Origin of the sequence: Pseudomonas sp. R3-56 (assembly GCF_051132075.1) — a bacterium.
Lineage (GTDB): Bacteria > Pseudomonadota > Gammaproteobacteria > Pseudomonadales > Pseudomonadaceae > Aquipseudomonas.
Map to the genome: position 1 here is coordinate 188422 of NZ_CP071657.1, position 19066 is coordinate 207487.

Consider the following 19066-nt stretch of genomic DNA (forward strand, 5'->3'; position numbering starts at 1 on the left):
TCCGCGATGAGGGTTTCAACATGCGCGTCTTGGTCTTGGGTAGCGGCGTCATCGGTACCGTCAGTGCTTACTATCTGGCACGTGCCGGGTTTGAAGTGGTGGTGGTCGACCGTCAGCCGGCACCAGCCATGGAAACCAGCTTCGCCAACGCTGGCCAGGTATCGCCGGGCTACGCCTCGCCGTGGGCTGCGCCGGGTGTGCCACTCAAGGCCATCAAGTGGCTGCTGCAGCGTCACGCGCCGCTGGCAATCAAGGCCACCGCCGACATCGACCAGTACCTGTGGATGGCGCAGATGCTGCGCAACTGCACCGCCAGCCGCTACGCGATCAACAAGGAGCGCATGGTCCGCCTGTCCGAGTACAGCCGTGACTGCCTCGACGAATTGCGCGCCGAAACCGGCATTGCCTACGAAGGTCGCAGCCTGGGGACTACCCAATTGTTCCGCACCCAGGCCCAGCTCGATGGCGCGGCCAAGGACATCGCCGTGCTCAAGGAGTCGGGCGTGCCGTTTGAAGTGCTCGATCGCGAAGGCATCGCCCGGGTCGAACCGGCCCTGGCCAATGTCACCGACATTCTGGCCGGTGCGCTGCGCCTGCCCAATGACCAGACCGGCGATTGCCAGATGTTTACCACGCGCCTGGCGGAAATGGCCGTGAAGCTCGGCGTACAATTTCGCTTCGACCAGAACATCGAGCGCCTGGATTTTGCCGGGGATCGCATCAATGGCGTCTGGATCGACGGCAAGCTCGAAACCGCCGACCGTTACGTCCTGGCCTTGGGCAGCTACTCACCGCAACTGCTCAAGCCTCTGGGTATCCGCGCGCCGGTGTATCCACTCAAGGGCTATTCCCTGACCGTGCCGATCACCAATGCGGCGATGGCGCCGACCTCGACCATCCTCGACGAAACCTACAAGGTTGCGATCACCCGGTTCGACAACCGGATTCGCGTCGGCGGCATGGCGGAAATCGCCGGTTTTGACCTCTCGCTCAACCCGCGTCGGCGTGAAACCCTGGAGATGATCGTCAACGACCTTTATCCTCAGGGCGGCGACCTGGCCCAGGCCAGTTTCTGGACCGGCCTGCGCCCGACCACCCCGGACGGCACGCCGATAGTCGGCGCCACGCCGTTCAAGAATCTGTTCCTCAATACCGGCCACGGCACCCTCGGGTGGACCATGGCCTGTGGTTCCGGTCGCCTTCTGGCGGACCTGATGGCGAAGAAAAAGCCGCAGATCAGCGCCGAAGGCCTCGATATTTCCCGTTATGGCAGCAAACCTCAGGAGTCCGCTAAACATGGCAATCCAGCGCCAGCTCACCAATGACCGCATGAGTCAGGTCGTTGTGCACAACGGCACCGTTTACCTGGCCGGACAGGTCGGCGACGACATGAGCGCCGGCATCGAGCAGCAGACCCGCGAGACCTTGGCCAATATCGAGCGTCTGCTGGACCTGGCCGGGACCGACAAGAGCCGCCTGCTTTCGGTGACGATCTACCTGAAGGACATCGACGCCCATTTTCAAGGCATGAATGCGGTGTGGGACAAATGGCTGCCCAAGGGCGTCGCCCCGGCCCGCGCCACTGTCGAGGCCAAGTTGTGCGAACCGCAGATCTTGGTCGAGCTGTCCGTGGTGGCCGCGCTGCCCTGACAACTGTCGAAAAGCTCCCTCTCCCGGCGCCGTTGATGGCTGATGCCGTCAGCCGTCGCCGGTTTTCTTACCCATGACCGCCTAGAAGCCTGCCGCCATGCGTCCTGCCCGTGCCCTTATCGATCTCCAAGCCCTGCGTCACAACTACCAACTGGCCCGTGAAGTCACCGGGGCCAAGGCCCTTGCAGTAATCAAGGCCGACGCCTACGGGCATGGCGCGGTGCGCTGCGCCGAGGCTTTGCAGGAGACGGCGGATGGGTTCGCCGTGGCCTGCATTGAAGAGGCCCTGGAACTGCGGGCCGGTGGTATACGTGGGCCGATCCTGTTGCTGGAAGGGTTCTTCGAGGCCGATGAGCTGGCATTGATCGTGGAGCACGACTTCTGGTGTGTCGTGCATGCGTTGTGGCAGCTAGAAGCGATAGAGCGCGCGACGCTGGGCAAGCCGATCACGGTCTGGCTCAAGCTCGACTCGGGCATGCATCGGGTCGGTTTGCATCCGGCCGACTACCAGTCGGCTTACCGTCGCCTGCTGGCCAGTGGCAACGTGGCAAAAATCGTCTTGATGAGCCACTTCGCCCGCGCCGACGAATTGCACGACCCCAGCAGTCTGCAACAATTGGCGGTATTCGATCAGGCCCGCCAAGGCCTGATGGCCGAGGTCAGTTTGCGCAACTCGCCGGCGGTGCTGGGTTGGCCGCAGATACCGAGCGATTGGGTGCGGCCGGGCATCATGTTGTACGGCGCGACACCGTTCGACGAGGCCAATGCCGTGGCTTCGCGCCTGCAACCGGTGATGACGTTGGAGTCGAAGATCATCAGCGTGCGCGAGCTTCCCGCCGGCGAACCGGTGGGCTACGGCGCTCGTTTCGTTACCGCCCAGCCGACCCGGGTCGGCGTGGTCGCCATGGGGTATGCCGACGGTTACCCGCGCCAGGCGCCCAACGGTACGCCGGTGCTGGTGGATGGTCAGCGCAGCCAGCTGGTCGGGCGGGTCTCGATGGACATGCTGTGTGTCGACCTGAGCCATATTCCCCAGGCCGGGCTCGGCTCGACCGTCGAACTCTGGGGCAAGAACATTCTCGCCAGTGATGTGGCGCAGGCCGCCGACACGATTCCTTACCAGATCTTCTGCAACCTGCGACGTGTCCCACGGCTCTATTCCGGGACCTGAGACCAGGCGCCGCCTACCGGAAGTCGCTTCACAGCACAGGATTCGGGTCAAAGTGTTGTAAATACTGAACGCTGTCGCCATGATAACGCTCACTTTCCACACAACCTGATTCCCTGGAGGCTCCAGCATTGGACGTCGGTGAACGACTGCAATCCATTCGTAAACTCAAAGGCCTTTCCCAGCGTGAACTCGCCAAGCGCGCGGGCGTCACCAACAGCACTATTTCAATGATCGAGAAAAACAGCGTGAGCCCCTCGATCAGCTCGCTGCGCAAGGTCCTTGGCGGGATTCCCATGTCCATGGTCGAGTTTTTCTCCGAAGAGATCCTCCAGGAGAAACCGACCCAGATCGTCTATAAAGCCAACGAACTGATCGACATCTCCGACGGCGCCGTGACCATGAAACTGGTGGGCCGGGCGCATCCGAGCCGGGCGATCGCCTTCCTGAACGAAATCTATCCGCCTGGCGCCGACACCGGTGACGAAATGCTCACCCACGAGGGCGAGGAAACCGGGATCCTGGTGGAAGGGCGACTGGAACTGGTGGTGGGCGCAGAAACCTTCGTGCTCGAGGCCGGCGACAGCTACTATTTTGAAAGTACCAAGCCACATCGTTTCCGCAATCCGTTCGACGTGCCGGCGCGACTGATCAGCGCAGCCACTCCGGCGAATTTCTAGACCAAGAGGCGCCAGGCCCGCACGCCACAGGCGCCCGCATGTTGGGCTGTCATGGCAAACAAGACCCTTGTGACTTTGGGGTTGTTTCAGAGTGACAGGCTTACCGCTATACTTGCGCCCGCCTGCAAACCGTGGCCGCAGGCGTGACTAGCCACCATTGAGGGTGTACGCGTGAACCTAATTATGAAAATGCTGGCTGCACCAGCAACCGTATTGGCCCTATGGGCTGCGAGCGCTCAAGCGGCGCCGAACGACGAAATCGCCAAGCGCCTTGAACCCGTTGGCCAGGTTTGTGTTCAGGGCAAGGAATGCAAAGGCATGGAAGTGGCCACTGCAGCCGGCGGCGCAGGCGGTGCCAAGGCACCCAAAGACGTCATTGCCAAGCATTGCAACGCCTGCCACGGCACCGGCCTGCTGGGCGCTCCGAAAATCGGTGACAAGGCTGCCTGGAAAGAGCGCGCCGATCACCAGGGCGGCCTCGACGGCATCCTGGCCAAGGCTATTACTGGCGTAAACGCCATGCCGCCCAAAGGCACTTGCGCCGACTGCTCCGATGATGAGCTCAAGGGCGCCATCAAAGAGATGTCCGGCCTGTAATTCGCCAGCATCTTTCACGAAAAAGCCGCTTTCGAGCGGCTTTTTTGCGCCTGGAATTTTTCCCAGGGCTGTTCATCGCAACCAAGACCCGGCAAGCTCGGTCCAACCCACATTCAAGGAATGTCCCGGAGGGTCGGATGGTGCAGTTGTGTTCAATCGAACAGGCAGTGGATGACGTGCTCGAGCGCTTGCCCGCGCATATCCACCTGGGCATGCCATTGGGGCTGGGCAAGCCCAACCTGTTCGCCAACGCGCTGTACCGGCGCATCGCCCAACTGCCCGAGCGGCAGCTGACTATCTACACGGCGTTGAGCCTGGGTCGACCGAGCCTGGGCGACGGTTTGCAGAAGCGTTTCCTCGAGCCCTTCGTCGAACGGGTCTTCGGCGACTATCCCGAACTCGATTACCTTGCCGATCTGCAGCGCGACAGCCTGCCGGCAAACATCCGCGTGCAGCAGTTCTTCATGCAGCCCGGCAGCCTGCTGCACAGTGCAGCGGCGCAGCAGGACTACGTCAGCAGCAACTACAGCCACGCGGCGCGGGACATCAACGCGGCCGGTTTGAACCTGATCGCGCAACTGGTGGCGAGCGACCCGGAACATCCGGATCGCCTGAGCCTGAGCTGCAACCCGGACATCACCCTGGACCTGTTGCCGATGATTGCCAGGCGACGCGAGGCGGGGGAGACCGTTCTCATGGTTGGGCAGGTCCACAGCGAATTGCCCTACATGCCCGGTGATGCGGAAATCGGCATTGACGCTTTCGACCTGCTGATCGACGAGAAGGACAGCCACACGCTGTTCTCCACGCCGAACATGCCGGTGGGGTTCCAGGACCACTTGATCGGCCTGCATGCCAGTACCCTGGTGCGTGACGGCGGTACATTGCAGATCGGCATCGGCTCCATGGGCGATGCGTTGACGGCGGCGCTGTTGGCGCGCCAGGCCGATAACGCCGGTTACCAGGCGTTGCTGGCGGACCTGAATCTCAGCCAGTGGGCGCAGTTGATCGAGCGTGAAGGCGGGACCGAGCCGTTTGCCAAAGGGCTGTACGGTTGCAGCGAAATGTTCGTCAACGGTTTGCTGGTGCTTGCGGAGGCCGGGATTATCCGGCGCAAGGTCTATCCCGATGAGCCGACCCAGGAGCAGGCGAACGCCGGGACACTCGACGAGGCGGCGCAACCCGACGGCATTTGCATTCATGGCGGGTTCTTCCTCGGCCCGGGCAGCTTCTACGAGCGCCTGCGCGAATTGCCGCAGAACCGCCGCTTCGAATTCAACATGACGCGCATCAGCTACATCAACGAGCTGTACGGCCAGGAACAACTCAAGCGCCTGCAGCGGCTTGATGCGCGGTTCATCAACACGGTGTTCACCATGACGTTGCTCGGCGCCGGGGTGGCTGACCAGTTGGAAGACGGGCGGGTGCTCAGCGGTGTGGGTGGGCAATACAACTTTGTTGCCCAGGGGCATGCGCTGGAAGGGGCGCGCTCGATCCTGCTGCTGCGCAGTTGGCGCGAGTCAGGCGGCGTGGTCAGCTCCAATATCGTCTGGGAATACGGTCATTGCACGATTCCCCGGCACCTGCGGGACATTGTCGTGACCGAATACGGCATTGCCGACCTGCGCGGCAAGACCGACGCGGCGGTGATCGAGGCATTGCTCAACATCAGCGATTCACGCTTTCAGCCGGGGCTGATCGAGCAGGCCCAGAGCGCCGGCAAATTGCCGAAGGATTTCCGTCTCGACCCACGTTTCGCCGACAACACGTCGGAGCGTTTGCAGGCGATCCAGGCGCGGCATCCCAATCTGTTCCCGGAGTATCCGTTGGGCTGCGATTTCGATGGGCTGGAGCGGGATCTGCTGCGAGCGCTGAACTGGCTCAAGAGCAAATTCAAGCTCACCGAGATCCTGGAGTTGGGCAAGGCCGCGCTGGATGCACCGGAGCCCTGGGAGTTTGCCGGGCATCTGGAACGGATGCAGCTGACGAGCCCGGAGGGGCTGAAGGAAGAGTTGGCCCAGCGGTTGTTGCTGGCCGGGCTCAAGGCGACTGTGCAACAAACAGCAACCTGACCCCCTGTGGGAGCGAGCTTGCTCGCGATGGCGGTGTATCTGCTAAATAAAATGTGTCTGACAGACCGATATCGCGAGCAAGCTCGCTCCCACAGGGGTATGGGAGATCAGTCGATGAAGGTCACAACCCCGCCCGCCAGCGATTTCACCCGCGCCAACGACTCGACGCGGTAGCCCTGGGCATCCAGCTCAGCGCGGCCACCCTGGAAGGATTTCTCGATCACGATGCCCAGCCCGGCCACGGTAGCGCCGGCCTGCTTGATGATGGAAATCAGCGCCTGGGAGGCTTTGCCGTTGGCCAGGAAGTCATCGATGATCAGCACTCGGTCGCTGCTGGTCAGGTGGCGCGGGCTGATGGCGACGGTGCTTTCGGTCTTCTTGGTGAACGAATACACGGTGGCGGACAACAGGTTCTCCGTCAGGGTCAGCGACTGCTGTTTGCGCGCGAAGATCACCGGCACGCCAAGGTTCAGCCCGGTCATGATCGCCGGGGCGATGCCCGAGGCCTCGATGGTGACGATCTTGGTGATGCCCGAATCCTTGAACAGCGCGGCGAATTCGTCGCCGATCAGCTTCATCAACTGCGGGTCGATCTGGTGGTTGAGGAACGCATCAACCTTCAGGACCTGATCGGAAAGCACGATGCCTTGTTCACGAATTTTCTGGTGCAGGGCTTCCATGAAGCCTCCTCTGATGACGCGTCGGCGCCTGAAGTCAGTGAAAAATAATCGATTCTAGCGCTTCAACATCGCGCGTATATCCGCCAGGGCGCTGTTGCCGCGAACGGCTTTGACTTCCGTCGGCGTGTCGTCATTGCCCTCCCAGGCCAAGTCGTCCGGCGGCAGTTCATCGAGAAAACGGCTCGGGGCGCAGTCGATCACTTCGCCGTACTGCTTGCGCTTGGCGGCGAAGGTGAAGGCCAGCGTCTGGCGCGCCCGGGTAATCCCGACGTAGGCCAGGCGCCGTTCTTCTTCAATGGTGTCGGCTTCGATGCTGGAGCGGTGCGGGAGGATTTCCTCTTCCATGCCCATGATGAACACGTAGGGAAATTCCAGGCCCTTGGAGGCGTGCAGCGTCATCATCTGCACGCCTTCGGCGCCTTCTTCCTCTTCCTGCTGCCGCTCGAGCATATCCCGCAAAACGAGCTTGCCGATGGCGTCCTCGACGGTCATGTCGCCGTCTTCGTCCTTTTCCAAGGTGTTTTTCAGCGCTTCGATCAGGAACCAGACATTGCCCATGCGGTAGTCGGCGGCCTTGTCGCTGGAACTGTTGGTGCGCAGCCAGTTTTCATAGTCGATGTCCATGACCATGCTGCGCAGCGCCGCGATCGGGTCTTCGCCGGCACACTGCTCGCGGACCTTGTCCATGAAGCGTTTGAAGCGCGCCAGGCGATCGGTGAAGCGGCTGTCCAGGTGCTCGCCCAAGCCGATTTCATCGGTGGCGGCGTACATCGAGATCTTGCGCTCGGTGGCGTAGTTGCCGAGTTTTTCCAGGGTGGTCGAACCGATTTCCCGGCGTGGCACGTTGATCACCCGCAAGAAGGCGTTATCGTCGTCCGGGTTCACGATCAGGCGGAAGTAGGCCATCAGATCCTTCACTTCCTGGCGTCCGAAGAAGCTGTTGCCCCCCGACAGACGATAGGGGATCTGGTGATGCTGCAACTTCAGCTCGATCAGCTTGGCCTGGTAGTTGCCGCGATAGAGGATCGCAAAATCGCTGTAGGGCCGGTCGGTGCGCAGGTGCAGGCTGAGGATTTCCATGGCCACGCGCTCGGCTTCGGCGTCTTCGTTGCGGCAACGGATCACACGGATCTCGTCGCCGTGACCCATTTCGCTCCACAGCTGCTTTTCGAATTCGTGGGGGTTGTTGGAGATCAGCACGTTGGCGCAGCGCAGGATGCGGCTGGTGGAGCGATAGTTCTGCTCCAGCATCACCACCTTGAGCGATGGGTAGTCTTCCTTGAGCAACATCAGGTTTTCCGGCCGCGCGCCGCGCCAGGCGTAGATCGATTGGTCATCGTCGCCGACCACGGTGAACTGGTTGCGTTTGCCGATCAGCAGTTTCACCAGCAGATACTGGCTGGCGTTGGTGTCCTGGTATTCGTCCACCAATAGGTAACGGACTTTGTTCTGCCATTTCTCAAGGATGTCGGCGTGGTCCTGGAACAGCTTGACCGGCAGCAGGATCAGGTCGTCGAAGTCCACCGCGTTGAAGGCCTTGAGGGTGCGCTGGTAGTGGGCGTAAACGATGGCCGCGGTCTGTTCCTTGGGGTTGCGGGCGTTCTCCAGGGCTTCGGGCGGCAGGATCAGGTCGTTTTTCCAGGCGCCAATCATGTTCTTGATCTCGTCGACGCCGTCGTCGCCCGAGTATTCCTTCTGCATGATGTCAGTCATCAGGGCCTTGACGTCGGTCTCGTCGAAAATCGAGAAGCCCGGCTTGTAGCCCAGTCGCGCGTGTTCCTTGCGAATGATGTTCAGGCCCAGGTTGTGGAACGTACAGACCGTCAGGCCACGGCCTTCGCCGGCGCGCAACAGACCGCCGACCCGTTCCTTCATTTCCCGCGCGGCCTTGTTGGTGAAGGTCATCGCGACGATGTACTGGGCGCGGATGCCGCAATTCTGGATCAGGTGCGCGATCTTGCGGGTGATCACGCTGGTCTTGCCGGAGCCTGCACCGGCGAGCACCAAAAGAGGGCCGCCGACATAGTTCACGGCTTCTTGCTGCCGGGGATTGAGTCGGGACATGACAGGGTTCAGGGAGTCGTTTGCGAAATGGGCCGGCATTTTAACAGGCTCTGAGATTTGTGCTGCTCTGTCCGACTTGTGACGCTGCACATCATCTTCAATTGCCGCTTTTGTTACTTTCCCTCAGGATGCGGACGGGATTTGGGTCTAACGTTCGTTTTTAAGGTGAAAAACCGTCAAAACCGAGTGTTTGAGAACCATTGGCATTGGTGATTGCCCGTCGGCGAGTCATAATGCCCCGCGCCTACCACCTTGCAGAGTCTAGGGAGTCAGCTTGTCTACGCCTGTCGAACCCTTGCGTTTGCTCTTATTGGCCGAAACGCCTGAGTGGTCAGCGATATTGCGCGAGTGCCTGGCGCCCATGGGCCCCTCGGTCGTGTTGATCAGCGCCCCGAGCTGGGAGTCGGTCAGCAGCCTGTTCGAAGACAACCGCAATGCGGTCCTGTTGACTGTCGCCGCTTTGCAGCCGGCGCCCGGTCGTTGCCGCCTGCCAACGGTGCTGTTGCTTGAGCATGAACCGGCGACTCCCCCGGACGGCGTCAGCGACTGGCTGGTGCGTGACGTACTCGATGAGGCGACGCTGCGTCGTTGCCTTCGTCATGTGCGCGAGCGCGGGGTGCTGGAAAACACTCTGCAACGGCTCGCCGAACAGGACCCGTTGACCGGCATCGCCAACCGCCAAGGCTTCCAGACCCTGCTGGCGGCACGCCTGGCTGAAAACGAAGGCCGTGGCCTGGCGCTCGGCCATCTGGATCTGGATAACTTTCGTCACGCCAACGACGCGCTCGGTCATCAGGCCGGCGACCGTCTGATCCTGCAGGTGGTCTCGCGGCTCAAGGGCGCGTTGGAAGTCGGTGATCAACTGGCGCGGCTGGGCAGCGACGAATTCGCCCTGCTGATCGATACCCGCCGCGCGCCCCAGCGGGCCGAGTGGATGGCTGAGCGCATCACCGAAGCCATGGCCGAACCCTACTGGGTCGATGGCGAAAGCCTGCTGATCGGCTGCAGCCTGGGGATCGCCCATGCTCGCGCCCAGGCCGGTGCCGACCCGCTGATGTGGCACGCGCATATCGCCATGCAGCAGGCCAAGAGCACGCAAGGCTGCACTTTTCATATCTTCAATGAGCGCATCAATCGCAACGCCCGCAGTCTCGCCGACCTGGAAAGCGAACTGCGCCGGGCGCTGCGTCGCGACGAACTGGAATTGCATTACCAGCCGCGGCTGAACCTTGCCGATGGCACCATCGTCGGCCTCGAAGCCCTGGTGCGCTGGCGTCACGGCGAGCGCGGGCTGTTGCCGCCGAGCGAATTCGTGCCACTGGCCGAGCAGAGCGGCCTGATCGTACCGTTGGGCTACTGGGTGATTTCCCGGGCGCTACGGGACATGCAGGCCTTGCGCGAGCGCGGGCTCGCGCCGCTGCATATGGCGATCAACCTGTCGTTCCGGCAATTCCAGGACAGTCAGCTGCTGCCGACCTTGAGTCGGTTGATCAGCGAACGGGGTGTCGAGGCCCAGTGGCTGGAGTTCGAACTCACCGAAACCGCCGTCATGCGTCGCAGCGAAATGGTCAAACAGACCATGGATGCCCTGGGGCGCCTGGGCGTGCGGTTCTCCCTGGACGATTTCGGTACCGGATTCTCATCCTTCGTGCACCTCAACAGCCTGCCCATCGCCCTGCTCAAGATCGACAAGAGTTTCGTTGGCGGCATGGAGCAGCGTGAAGAGAACCGCAAGCTGGTGCACGCGATGATCAACCTGGCCCATAACCTCAATCTTGAAGTCGTGGCCGAAGGCGTCGAGACCCGTGAACAGATGGATCTGCTGCGGGGTTTCGGTTGCGATCAGGTGCAGGGCTTCCTGATCAGCAAGCCGCTGCCGTTAGTGGAATTGGTTGAATACCTGACGTTTGAAGGTGGCCAGGCGACGCAGGAAATCGTGAGCTGACACAAACCCACAGGGGATGTATTTTCACTTCGCCTGGATCGCTTCGAAGCTCTGCTGCTCCGGCTCGCTGCGAATCATCCGCTTCATCTTCCACTCGAATGCCCACGTCAGGCTCACCGCCGCGCACGCCAGCCCCAGGGCCAGGCCCCACCAGACACCAGTCGGCCCCCAGTTCAAATGAAAGGCCATCCACCAGGCAGCGGGCGCGCCAATCAGCCAGTAGCAAGCCAGGCCCACCAGGAAGGTGGTCTTGGCGTCCTTCAGGCCACGGATACAGCCCATGGCAATGGTTTGCGTACCGTCGAACAGCTCGAACCACGCCGCCACGGCCAGCAGGCTCACAGCCAGGTCGATCACCGGGCGGAACGCCGGGTCATTGTGATCCAGGAACAAACCGATCAGTTGATTGGGCAGCAGCCAGAACACCATGGCGAAGGCCAGCATCGCCGCTGCGCCAAAGCCGATCCCGACCCGTCCGGCCAGGCGCGCCATGAGCAATTGCCCAGCGCCGTAATGCTGGCCGATGCGCATGGTGATCGCGTACGACATGCCCGCCGGAACCATGAATGCCACCGAGACGATTTGCAGAGCGATCTGGTGCGCAGCCAACGGCGTGCTGCCCATGGTGCCCATGCACAGCGCGGCGAATGCGAACAGCCCGACTTCCACGGCGTAGGTACCACCAATCGGCAGGCCCAGGCGCCACAGTTCCTTGAGGTAATGGCGATTGGGCCGCGACAGGCCTTCAAGCAATGGATAGGCGCCGTAGGCCGGGTGCCGGTGGATGTGCCAGGCGAGCACCAGGGCCATGCAGTTGGCAACAATCGCCGTCACCAGGCCGATCCCCATCAGGCCGAGCTTCGGCAAACCGAACATGCCGGTGATGAGCGCGTAATTGAGCAGGAAGTTGGCCACCGTGCCGCCGAGGCTGATCACCATGACCGGAGTGGCCCGGCCGATCGCGCTGGTAAATCCACGCAGGGCCATGAAACTCAGGTAGCCGGGCAGGGCGAACGGCAGCACCAGCAGGAACTGGCCGGCGGCGAGGACGTTGGTTTCAGTCTGGCCGAACAACAGCAGCACCGGCTTGAGGTTCCACAACAGCAACCCGGCCACCAGCGCCATCAACCAGGCCAGCCATAACCCGGCCTGGGTCAGCCGGGTGGCGCCTTCAATATCGCCAGCGCCCTGGCGGATCGCAACCAGCGTACCGACGGCAGCGATCACGCCGATGCAGAAAATCGACACGAACGAGTAACTCGCCGCCCCCAGACCGCCACCGGCCAAGGCTTCCGGACTCAGGCGCGCCATCATCAAGGTGTCGGTCAACACCATCAGCATGTGCGCCAGCTGCGAAGCAATCAACGGCCCCGCCAGCCGCAGGATGGCCCAGAGTTCGGTACGCACCGGATGCCGCATGATCGTCACGCTCCATGTTCAAACAAGGCAGTAAGGCGTCGATTCTCGGCGCTTGCGGTGGTTTGCACAAAAGGATAAAACCGATTGCTGGCATGATTAAAACTCATGCTGGGCGAATCTTCTGATAGGGTTCGAAAAAAGCCACAGGAGCCTTCCCGATGTCTCGTCGCCTCCCTCCTCTTTATGCGTTGCGGGCATTCGAAGCGGCGGCGCGATACAGCTCGTTTACCCGGGCCGCTGAAGAGCTGTCGATTACCCAGAGCGCGGTCAGCCGCCACATTCGCACGCTTGAGGAACACTTCGCCTGTCGGCTGTTTCAGCGCAGCGGCCGCAACCTGCAACTGACCGAGGCGGCACGCCTGCTGCTGCCGGGCGTGCGGGAGGGTTTCATGGCGCTGGAGCGTGCTTGCCATACCTTGCACGGCGAGGACGGAATTTTGCGCATGAAGGCTCCGTCGACCCTGACCATGCGTTGGTTGCTGGCGCGCCTCAGTCGCTTTCGGCATCTGCAACCCGGCAACGAAGTGCAATTGACCAGCGCCTGGATGGACGTCGACTCGGTGGACTTCAACACCGAACCGTTCGACTGCGCGGTTCTGCTGGGCAACGGGCACTTTCCGGCGGACTGGGAGGCCAGTCTGCTGTTCCCCGAGGAGCTGATTCCAGTCGGCGCACCGACTCTGCTCAACGACCAACCCTGGGACGTGGCGCGGCTGGCCAGCGCCGAGCTGTTGCACCCCACGCCGGATCGCCGGGATTGGCGCAACTGGTTGCAGCGCATGGGGCTGGCGGACAAGGTCTCGCTCAAGGGCGGCCAGGTATTCGATACGCTGGAACTGGGCATGATCGCTGCCGCGCGGGGCTATGGTGTTTCCATGGGCGATTTGTTGATGGTCGCCGAGGACGTTGCCCAGGGACGCTTGAGTCTGCCGTGGCCTACGGCTGTTGCCAGCGGCGAGCACTATTACCTCGTCTGGCCGAAGACCCGGCCTGGAGGTGAACGTTTGCGCAGGCTTAGCGATTTTCTCCAGGGCGAGGTAAGCGCCATGCAACTGCCCGAGGTGAAGCGACTGGCCTGAAAGGTTGAAGGTGCGGTAGTGGCTACTTGGTATTATTCCTTCCAGGGCGCTCAAGTATTCGGTTTTGCTGCCGAATCCGTGAACATAGAACCTTCGTACAGAAAGGGCCCACACCTCAAAAAATTGAATGCCGAGCGTGCGACGTGATCAGGATGATCCAGTCTCTCGGCCAGGAGCCGTCATGTCTCAACCCCGCGCCCGGATCGCCTCACAGCTAGGCCTTGCCCTTGCCGTGATACTGGCGGTCGTGATTTCCGGCAGTACCGTCTTCGCCTTGCGTTCACTGGACGCCGCCAACCTTTCCACTCGTGAAGAGCACCTGGCCAGCGAAGCGCGCCTGATGGCCGACCAGCTCAATACCTTCCATAGCACCTTGCGCGAGAGCACCCAGCGGTTGGCTGGCCTGTTCGAAAAGCGCTTCAGCGCGGGTCTGAGCGTGCATCCGGACCAGTCGGTGACGGTGGCGGGCGTGCAGACGCCAGGCTTGAGCCTGGGCAGCGAAGTGTTGAACAACAACTTCAAGGAAGTGGACGAGTTCAAGGCGATGACCGCCGGCGTGGCGACTATATTCGTGCGTAGCGGCGACGACTTCATCCGCGTCAGTACCTCGGTGAGCAAGCAGGACGGTACGCGGGCCATCGGCACCGTACTCGACCGCGCGGGCCCGGCGTACGGCCCGGTGATCAGCGGGCAGAGCTACATCGGCCGGGCCTTGCTCTTCGGTCGTTTCTACATGTCGCAATACACGCCCGTTCGCGACGGCAGCGGCAAGATTATTGCCGTGTTGTATGTAGGATTCGATTACACCGATGCGCAGAATGCGCAATTCGACAACCTCAAGCGCTTCCGCATCGGCCAGACCGGTTCCCTGGCGCTGTTGGACGAACAGAACAAATGGTTGGTACCGCCAGCGGGTGTGCAGGCGCTGGACAACGCCACCGCGGCTATCACCGGTTTGATCAAGAAGCCGGGCAAGGGTGCGTTCTGGGAAGACACCGCAGAAGAGTTCTACAGCGTCGCCGTGCCGTTCGAGGGCGGGCCGTGGGCGGTGGTGGCGAGCATGCCGAAAACCGAAATCAACGCAGTAACCTGGAACGTCGGTACGCAACTGGCCATTGGCAGCCTGCTGGCAATGTTGCTGGCGGTCGGTGCTGCAGTGTGGCTGTTGCGTAGCAAACTGGCGCCCCTGGGCGACCTCGTACGTCAGGCCGAAGCGCTGGGCGCCGGCGACCTGAGCGTGCGTCTGAACGTATCCAGCCACGATGAAATTGGCCAACTGGCCCGTGCCTTCAACCAGATGAGCCAAGCCTTGTCGACCATGGTCGAGCATATCCGCAAGGCCTCGCAGGAGGTCAACAGTCGTGCCCAGGCGTTGTCCGGCTTGTCCAGCGGTGCGTATGAAGGGATGGAGCAGCAGTCCGGCGAAATCACCAGCATGGCGGGCGCAGTGGAAGAGTTCAGCGCCACCTCGTTGAACATCGCCGATAACATGGGCAATACCGAGCGTCTGGCCCAGGACAACGCCCAGCAGACCCGCATCGGCCGTACCTCGATGGACGAAGCTTCGTCATCGCTGGAACAGATCGCTGGCGCGTTGAACAGCACGGCCACGGTCATCAACACCTTGGGTCAGCGCTCCCAGGAAATTGGCGGCATCGTCGGCGTGATCACCTCGATTGCCGAGCAAACCAACCTGCTGGCCTTGAACGCTGCCATCGAAGCCGCGCGCGCGGGTGAACAGGGCCGTGGTTTTGCCGTGGTGGCCGACGAGGTCCGTAGCCTGGCGTCGCGTACCCGCCAGGCTACTGACGAAATCTCTGGCATGATCAACAGCATCCAGCAGGAAACCGGCAATGCCATCAGTACGATGGAGAAGGGCAACCTGCTCATGCAGGAAGGCTTGTCGCGCAACGCCAACGTCGCCTCGGCCCTGGCGCGCATCGACGAGCAAAGCCGCTCGGCCGGCCAGCAGTTTGCAGCGATCACCACGGCCACCCAAGAGCAGAGCAGCACCGCGACCTTGCTCAGCAGCAACCTGCAAAGCATCGCGATGGCCAACAGCGAACAACGCGAAGTAGTCTCGAACCTGGCGATCACCGCCAAGGAACTGGAAAAACTGGCGCAGGACCTGCGCAAAGAGGTTGATCGGTTCCGCTGAGGCTTCCTGCGGCAACATCACGAGCAAGCTCACCCAGCACTACTGTGGGAGCGAGCTTGCTCGCGATGACGGCTGACGAGCCACATCTCTATCAACTGACCCACCGCTTTCGCGAGCAGGCTCGCTCCCACAGAAGAACTGTGGCGGCCCCATTTCTCACGCCCTATCCAAAACCAATGTGGGAGCGAGCCTGCTCGCGAAGGCGGCCTTCCTGCAACATCTCTATCTACTGACCCACCGCTTTCGCGAGCAAGCTCGCTCCCACAAAAATCTCCCTAATTCTGCAGTCGCCTTCCTTTTTGCGGTTGATTGCTGTTTTTCGGCTTGCTGAAACGTTTCTTCAAGTCTATAAAAACCGCACAACTCCAATAAAAGGTCGTTTCCATGACTCCGCTCAAACTCCTCGTTACCCTCAGCGCCCTCGGTGCTGCCTCCCACGCCATGGCCTGGGATTATGTCCTGCTCGATACCGACAAGGCCGCACAGCCTTGGCAAATCACCAGTCAGCAGCTCGGTGTGAAGACCGACAAACCGTTTTCCGTGACGATGCGCACCCTGCACGGCGGTCGCCAGGAAGGCGTCAGCATCGTCGATATCGACAACGGCACGATGAAACTCTCTGTCGTCCCGACCCGCGGCATGAATGTGCTGCAGGCCTCGGTCGGCGATGTCCGTATGGGGTGGGATTCGCCGGTCAAGGAAGTGGTCAATCCGGCATTCATCGAGCTCAATGGCCGGGGCGGCTTGGGTTGGCTGGAAGGATTCAACGAGCTGGTCACCCGCTGCGGCTACGAATGGGTCGGTCATCCGGGCATGGACAATGGCGAGCTGCTGACCTTGCACGGCCGCGCGGCCAATATCCCGGCGAACAAAGTCACCCTGCACATCGATGAAAAACCGCCCTACGCGATTACCCTGCGAGGCGAGTTGAAGGAGCAGGCGTTCAAGAAAGTCGACTTTTCGGTGCAGACCGAACTGGTCACCGAACCCGGCAGCGTGACCTTCGCGCTCAGCGACACGCTGACCAACAACGGCGACTATCCGAAGGAATACCAGGCGCTCTATCACAGCAACTTCAGTACGCCATTCCTGGAGCAGGATGCGCGCTTCGCAGCGCCGGTCAAACAGGTGTCGCCGTTCAATGACAAGGCCAAGGGCGACCTGAAAGACTGGCAAACCTACCGTGCCCCAACCAAGGACTACGACGAAACCGTCTACAACGTCGTGCCTTATGCCGACGCCAAGGGCGATACGCTGACCGTATTGCACAACAAGGCCGGTAGCCTCGGCGTATCGGTGGGCTTCAACACCGGGACGCTTCCGGTATTTTCCCTGTGGAAAAACACCGATACCCAAGGCCAGGGCTACGTGACCGGCCTCGAGCCGGGCACCAGTTTCTCCTACAACCGTCGTTATCAGCGACCACTGGGCCTGGTGCCGACCATCGCGCCGAAAGAGCGCAAGCAGTTCCAGATCCATTACAGCCTGTTGGCGGACAAGGCTGCCGTTGACAAGGCGCTCAAGCGCATTGATGACATCCAGGGCGATCGGAAAACCGAGGTGCGCGATGCCCCGCTGGTGGACCTGAGCAAGCCGTAAGCGGTTCAAACCGTGGCGGGGCGATACTGCAGGGCTTCGGCCAGATGTTCGCGGCTGATTCGCTCCGCTTGCTCAAGGTCGGCCAACGTCCGGGCGACCTTGAGCAGGCGATGGGCGGCTCGCAGCGACAGGGTCAGCCGTTCGCAAGCGGTTTCCAGCCAGGCTTCGTCGGTCGTGGACAGTTTGCAGTGCCGGCGCAGGCCCGGCAGATCCAGGAACGCATTGGCACAGCCTTGGCGTGCTTGCTGGCGTTCACGGGCATCGGCCACCCGTTCGGCGGCGGTGGCCGTATCGTCCCCCGGTTCGCTCTTGGGGTTCAGTGCGGTGGCTTCCCGGGCCACGGTCAGGTGCAAGTCGATCCGGTCGAGCAGCGGGCCGGACAGTTTGTTGCGGTAACGCTGCACCATGTCCGGCGTGCAGGAGCAACGACCGCTGGGCTCGCCGAGATAGCCACACGGGCAGGGATTCATCGCCGCCACCAGCTGGAAGCGCGCCGGAAAGCGCACCCGGTCCCGGGCGCGGGATATCACGATATGCCCCGACTCCAACGGTTCTCTCAGCACTTCCAACACCTTGCGGTCGAATTCCGGCAACTCATCCAGAAACAGCACGCCATGATGAGCAAGGGTGATTTCTCCCGGTTGCGGCTTGGACCCACCGCCCACCAGCGCCGGGCCGGACGCCGAATGATGCGGCTGACGGAACGGACGCTGCGGCCAATGGCTCAACGGCACGCAACTGGCGACCGACTGGATCGCCGCGACTTCCAGGGCCTCGCTTTCGGCCAAGGGTGGCAATAACCCTGGCAAACGGCTCGCCAGCAGCGTCTTGCCGGTACCGGGCGGGCCGCTGAACAACAGGTTATGGGCTCCTGCTGCCGCGATCAGCAACGCGCGCTTGGCCCCGGCCTGGCCCTGGACTTCACTGAGATCGGGGTAGGGCTTGCTGGCCGAAAGCAGCCCGTTGGAGACAAAGGGTTCGACCGGGGTGTGGCCATTAAAATGCGCCACCGCTTCGAGCAGGTGATTCACCGCGATCACTTTCAGTCCCGACGCCAGGCAGGCTTCCTCGGCATTCGCCCAAGGCACCACGAGCATGCGTCCAGCCTTGCGTGCCGCCAGCGCCGCGGGCAACACCCCGCGTACCGGTCGTACCGCCCCGGACAACGCCAGCTCGCCGAGGCATTCGACGTCGTCCAGCATCAGCGTCGGCACCTGCACGCTGGCCGACAGGATGCCAAGGGCAATCGCCAGGTCGAACCGCCCGCCGTCCTTGGGCAGGTCCGCCGGCGCCAGGTTCAGGGTAATGCGCCGCGCCGGAAAGCTGAGCCCCGAGTTGATGATCGCACTGCGCACCCGATCCTTGCTTTCCTTCACCGCCGCCTCCGGCAGGCCGACCATGGTCAGCGACGGCAAGCCATTGGCCAGATGGACTTCGACGGTGACAGCGGGTGCTTCGACGCCGACCTGGGCGCGGCTGTGAACGATGGCGAGTGACATGAATCGTTCCTTGAGTGGTAGAGAGGACCGCATCCTGCGGTTCCTGAAGGTTAGTTGTGAGGGAGCGCTTCGGTGGAGCGATTGAAAGGGAAACTTTGCCAGGATGTTGCGAAAAAATAATCAGTCGATGGAAGAGGAATGCGTGACTCGTTATCGCCGCTACTCATTGTGTATGGTTGGCGATCTGTCTTGACCTTTTTATTCGAAAATCACCGCACGAGGTGGAAAGTAAAGCGTCAGCAGGAACTCGATACTGCCCGCCCTATCGTTTTCTATTGCAAATCCGGCGTCAGGAGTAAGGAGGCGTTGCTGGTAAGTTCGTAGCGTCAGCCAGGAAGCGGAACTCTACAGCCTGGAGGGTGGCATCGAGCGATATATGGCGATTTACCCTGATGAGAATCACCTCGTTGTTTCTTGAATGCCCGTGATTACGCAGTCACCCAATTCGGATCAAAA

Annotated in this window: 14 protein-coding genes; 10 read left to right on the top strand and 4 right to left on the bottom strand. The window is 61.6% G+C overall.

Annotated elements, in window-relative coordinates; all coding sequences use genetic code 11:
• Window positions 1–20: 20 nt before the first annotated feature.
• The 6 genes from dadA to J3P96_RS00905 all read left to right on the top strand — a co-directional run bounded on the left by dadA (window position 21) and on the right by J3P96_RS00905 (window position 6167).
• The gene (dadA, locus tag J3P96_RS00880) at window positions 21–1325 is read left to right on the top strand and encodes a D-amino acid dehydrogenase (RefSeq protein WP_434627119.1); all 1305 of its coding nucleotides are present in this window, start codon (window positions 21–23) and stop codon (window positions 1323–1325) included.
• Complete coding sequence (locus tag J3P96_RS00885; RefSeq protein WP_434602243.1) at window positions 1297–1650, top strand: RidA family protein; 354 nt, start codon at window positions 1297–1299, stop codon at window positions 1648–1650. The genes dadA and J3P96_RS00885 overlap by 29 nt, the downstream gene beginning before the upstream one ends.
• 97 nt (window positions 1651–1747) lie before the next feature.
• On the top strand, window positions 1748–2821 hold the full coding sequence (gene alr, locus J3P96_RS00890; RefSeq protein ID WP_434654732.1) for an alanine racemase: 1074 nt from the start codon (window positions 1748–1750) through the stop codon (window positions 2819–2821).
• Window positions 2822–2949: 128 nt separating this feature from the next.
• The gene (locus tag J3P96_RS00895; RefSeq protein ID WP_030138196.1) at window positions 2950–3498 is read left to right on the top strand and encodes a cupin domain-containing protein; all 549 of its coding nucleotides are present in this window, start codon (window positions 2950–2952) and stop codon (window positions 3496–3498) included.
• A 183-nt stretch (window positions 3499–3681) separates the two neighbouring features.
• Window positions 3682–4095: a c-type cytochrome gene (locus J3P96_RS00900; protein ID WP_434574329.1), complete on the top strand. Its 414-nt coding sequence runs from the start codon at window positions 3682–3684 to the stop codon at window positions 4093–4095.
• Window positions 4096–4232: 137 nt separating this feature from the next.
• A complete protein-coding gene (locus J3P96_RS00905) occupies window positions 4233–6167 on the top strand; it encodes an acetyl-CoA hydrolase/transferase C-terminal domain-containing protein (RefSeq protein WP_434654735.1) in 1935 nt (644 codons plus the stop codon).
• 107 nt (window positions 6168–6274) lie between these two features.
• Here J3P96_RS00905 and J3P96_RS00910 read toward each other — a convergent pair whose 3' ends face one another.
• Window positions 6275–6847, bottom strand: a complete 573-nt coding sequence (locus tag J3P96_RS00910; protein ID WP_003206836.1) for a xanthine phosphoribosyltransferase — start codon at window positions 6845–6847, stop codon at window positions 6275–6277.
• A 54-nt stretch (window positions 6848–6901) separates the two neighbouring features.
• Entirely contained in the window at window positions 6902–8911 is a 2010-nt protein-coding gene (gene rep, locus J3P96_RS00915) for a DNA helicase Rep (RefSeq protein ID WP_305497937.1), read from the bottom strand.
• A gap of 274 nt (window positions 8912–9185) precedes the next feature.
• Between rep and J3P96_RS00920 the strand changes: the two genes are divergently transcribed.
• Entirely contained in the window at window positions 9186–10856 is a 1671-nt protein-coding gene (locus tag J3P96_RS00920) for a putative bifunctional diguanylate cyclase/phosphodiesterase (protein ID WP_434654738.1), read from the top strand.
• Window positions 10857–10880: 24 nt separating this feature from the next.
• Here the strand turns inward: J3P96_RS00920 and J3P96_RS00925 are convergent, their stop codons facing one another.
• Window positions 10881–12275, bottom strand: a complete 1395-nt coding sequence (locus J3P96_RS00925) for a NorM family multidrug efflux MATE transporter (protein ID WP_434654741.1) — start codon at window positions 12273–12275, stop codon at window positions 10881–10883.
• 158 nt (window positions 12276–12433) lie between these two features.
• Here J3P96_RS00925 and J3P96_RS00930 point away from each other — a divergent pair, with 158 nt between their 5' ends.
• From J3P96_RS00930 to J3P96_RS00940, 3 genes are all read left to right on the top strand, one after another.
• Entirely contained in the window at window positions 12434–13354 is a 921-nt protein-coding gene (locus J3P96_RS00930; RefSeq protein ID WP_434654744.1) for a LysR substrate-binding domain-containing protein, read from the top strand.
• 181 nt (window positions 13355–13535) lie between these two features.
• Window positions 13536–15512 (top strand): methyl-accepting chemotaxis protein, encoded by a 1977-nt coding sequence (locus tag J3P96_RS00935; protein WP_434654747.1) that lies wholly within the window; start codon window positions 13536–13538, stop codon window positions 15510–15512.
• A gap of 384 nt (window positions 15513–15896) precedes the next feature.
• The gene (locus tag J3P96_RS00940) at window positions 15897–17111 is read left to right on the top strand and encodes an aldose 1-epimerase family protein (protein ID WP_434654750.1); all 1215 of its coding nucleotides are present in this window, start codon (window positions 15897–15899) and stop codon (window positions 17109–17111) included.
• Window positions 17112–17116: 5 nt separating this feature from the next.
• Here the strand turns inward: J3P96_RS00940 and J3P96_RS00945 are convergent, their stop codons facing one another.
• On the bottom strand, window positions 17117–18610 hold the full coding sequence (locus tag J3P96_RS00945; protein WP_434602234.1) for a YifB family Mg chelatase-like AAA ATPase: 1494 nt from the start codon (window positions 18608–18610) through the stop codon (window positions 17117–17119).
• Between the last annotated feature and the right edge of the window lie 456 nt (window positions 18611–19066).

Coding starts and splice junctions, on each gene's coding strand:
- J3P96_RS00930 (WP_434654744.1), top strand. CDS start 12,434: ATGTCTCGTCGCCTCCCTCCTCTTTATGCGTTGCGGGCATTCGAAGCG.
- J3P96_RS00925 (WP_434654741.1), bottom strand. CDS start 12,275: ATGCGGCATCCGGTGCGTACCGAACTCTGGGCCATCCTGCGGCTGGCG.
- dadA (WP_434627119.1), top strand. CDS start 21: ATGCGCGTCTTGGTCTTGGGTAGCGGCGTCATCGGTACCGTCAGTGCT.
- J3P96_RS00885 (WP_434602243.1), top strand. CDS start 1,297: ATGGCAATCCAGCGCCAGCTCACCAATGACCGCATGAGTCAGGTCGTT.
- J3P96_RS00900 (WP_434574329.1), top strand. CDS start 3,682: ATGAAAATGCTGGCTGCACCAGCAACCGTATTGGCCCTATGGGCTGCG.
- J3P96_RS00940 (WP_434654750.1), top strand. CDS start 15,897: ATGACTCCGCTCAAACTCCTCGTTACCCTCAGCGCCCTCGGTGCTGCC.
- J3P96_RS00935 (WP_434654747.1), top strand. CDS start 13,536: ATGTCTCAACCCCGCGCCCGGATCGCCTCACAGCTAGGCCTTGCCCTT.
- J3P96_RS00905 (WP_434654735.1), top strand. CDS start 4,233: ATGGTGCAGTTGTGTTCAATCGAACAGGCAGTGGATGACGTGCTCGAG.
- J3P96_RS00910 (WP_003206836.1), bottom strand. CDS start 6,847: ATGGAAGCCCTGCACCAGAAAATTCGTGAACAAGGCATCGTGCTTTCC.
- alr (WP_434654732.1), top strand. CDS start 1,748: ATGCGTCCTGCCCGTGCCCTTATCGATCTCCAAGCCCTGCGTCACAAC.
- rep (WP_305497937.1), bottom strand. CDS start 8,911: ATGTCCCGACTCAATCCCCGGCAGCAAGAAGCCGTGAACTATGTCGGC.
- J3P96_RS00945 (WP_434602234.1), bottom strand. CDS start 18,610: ATGTCACTCGCCATCGTTCACAGCCGCGCCCAGGTCGGCGTCGAAGCA.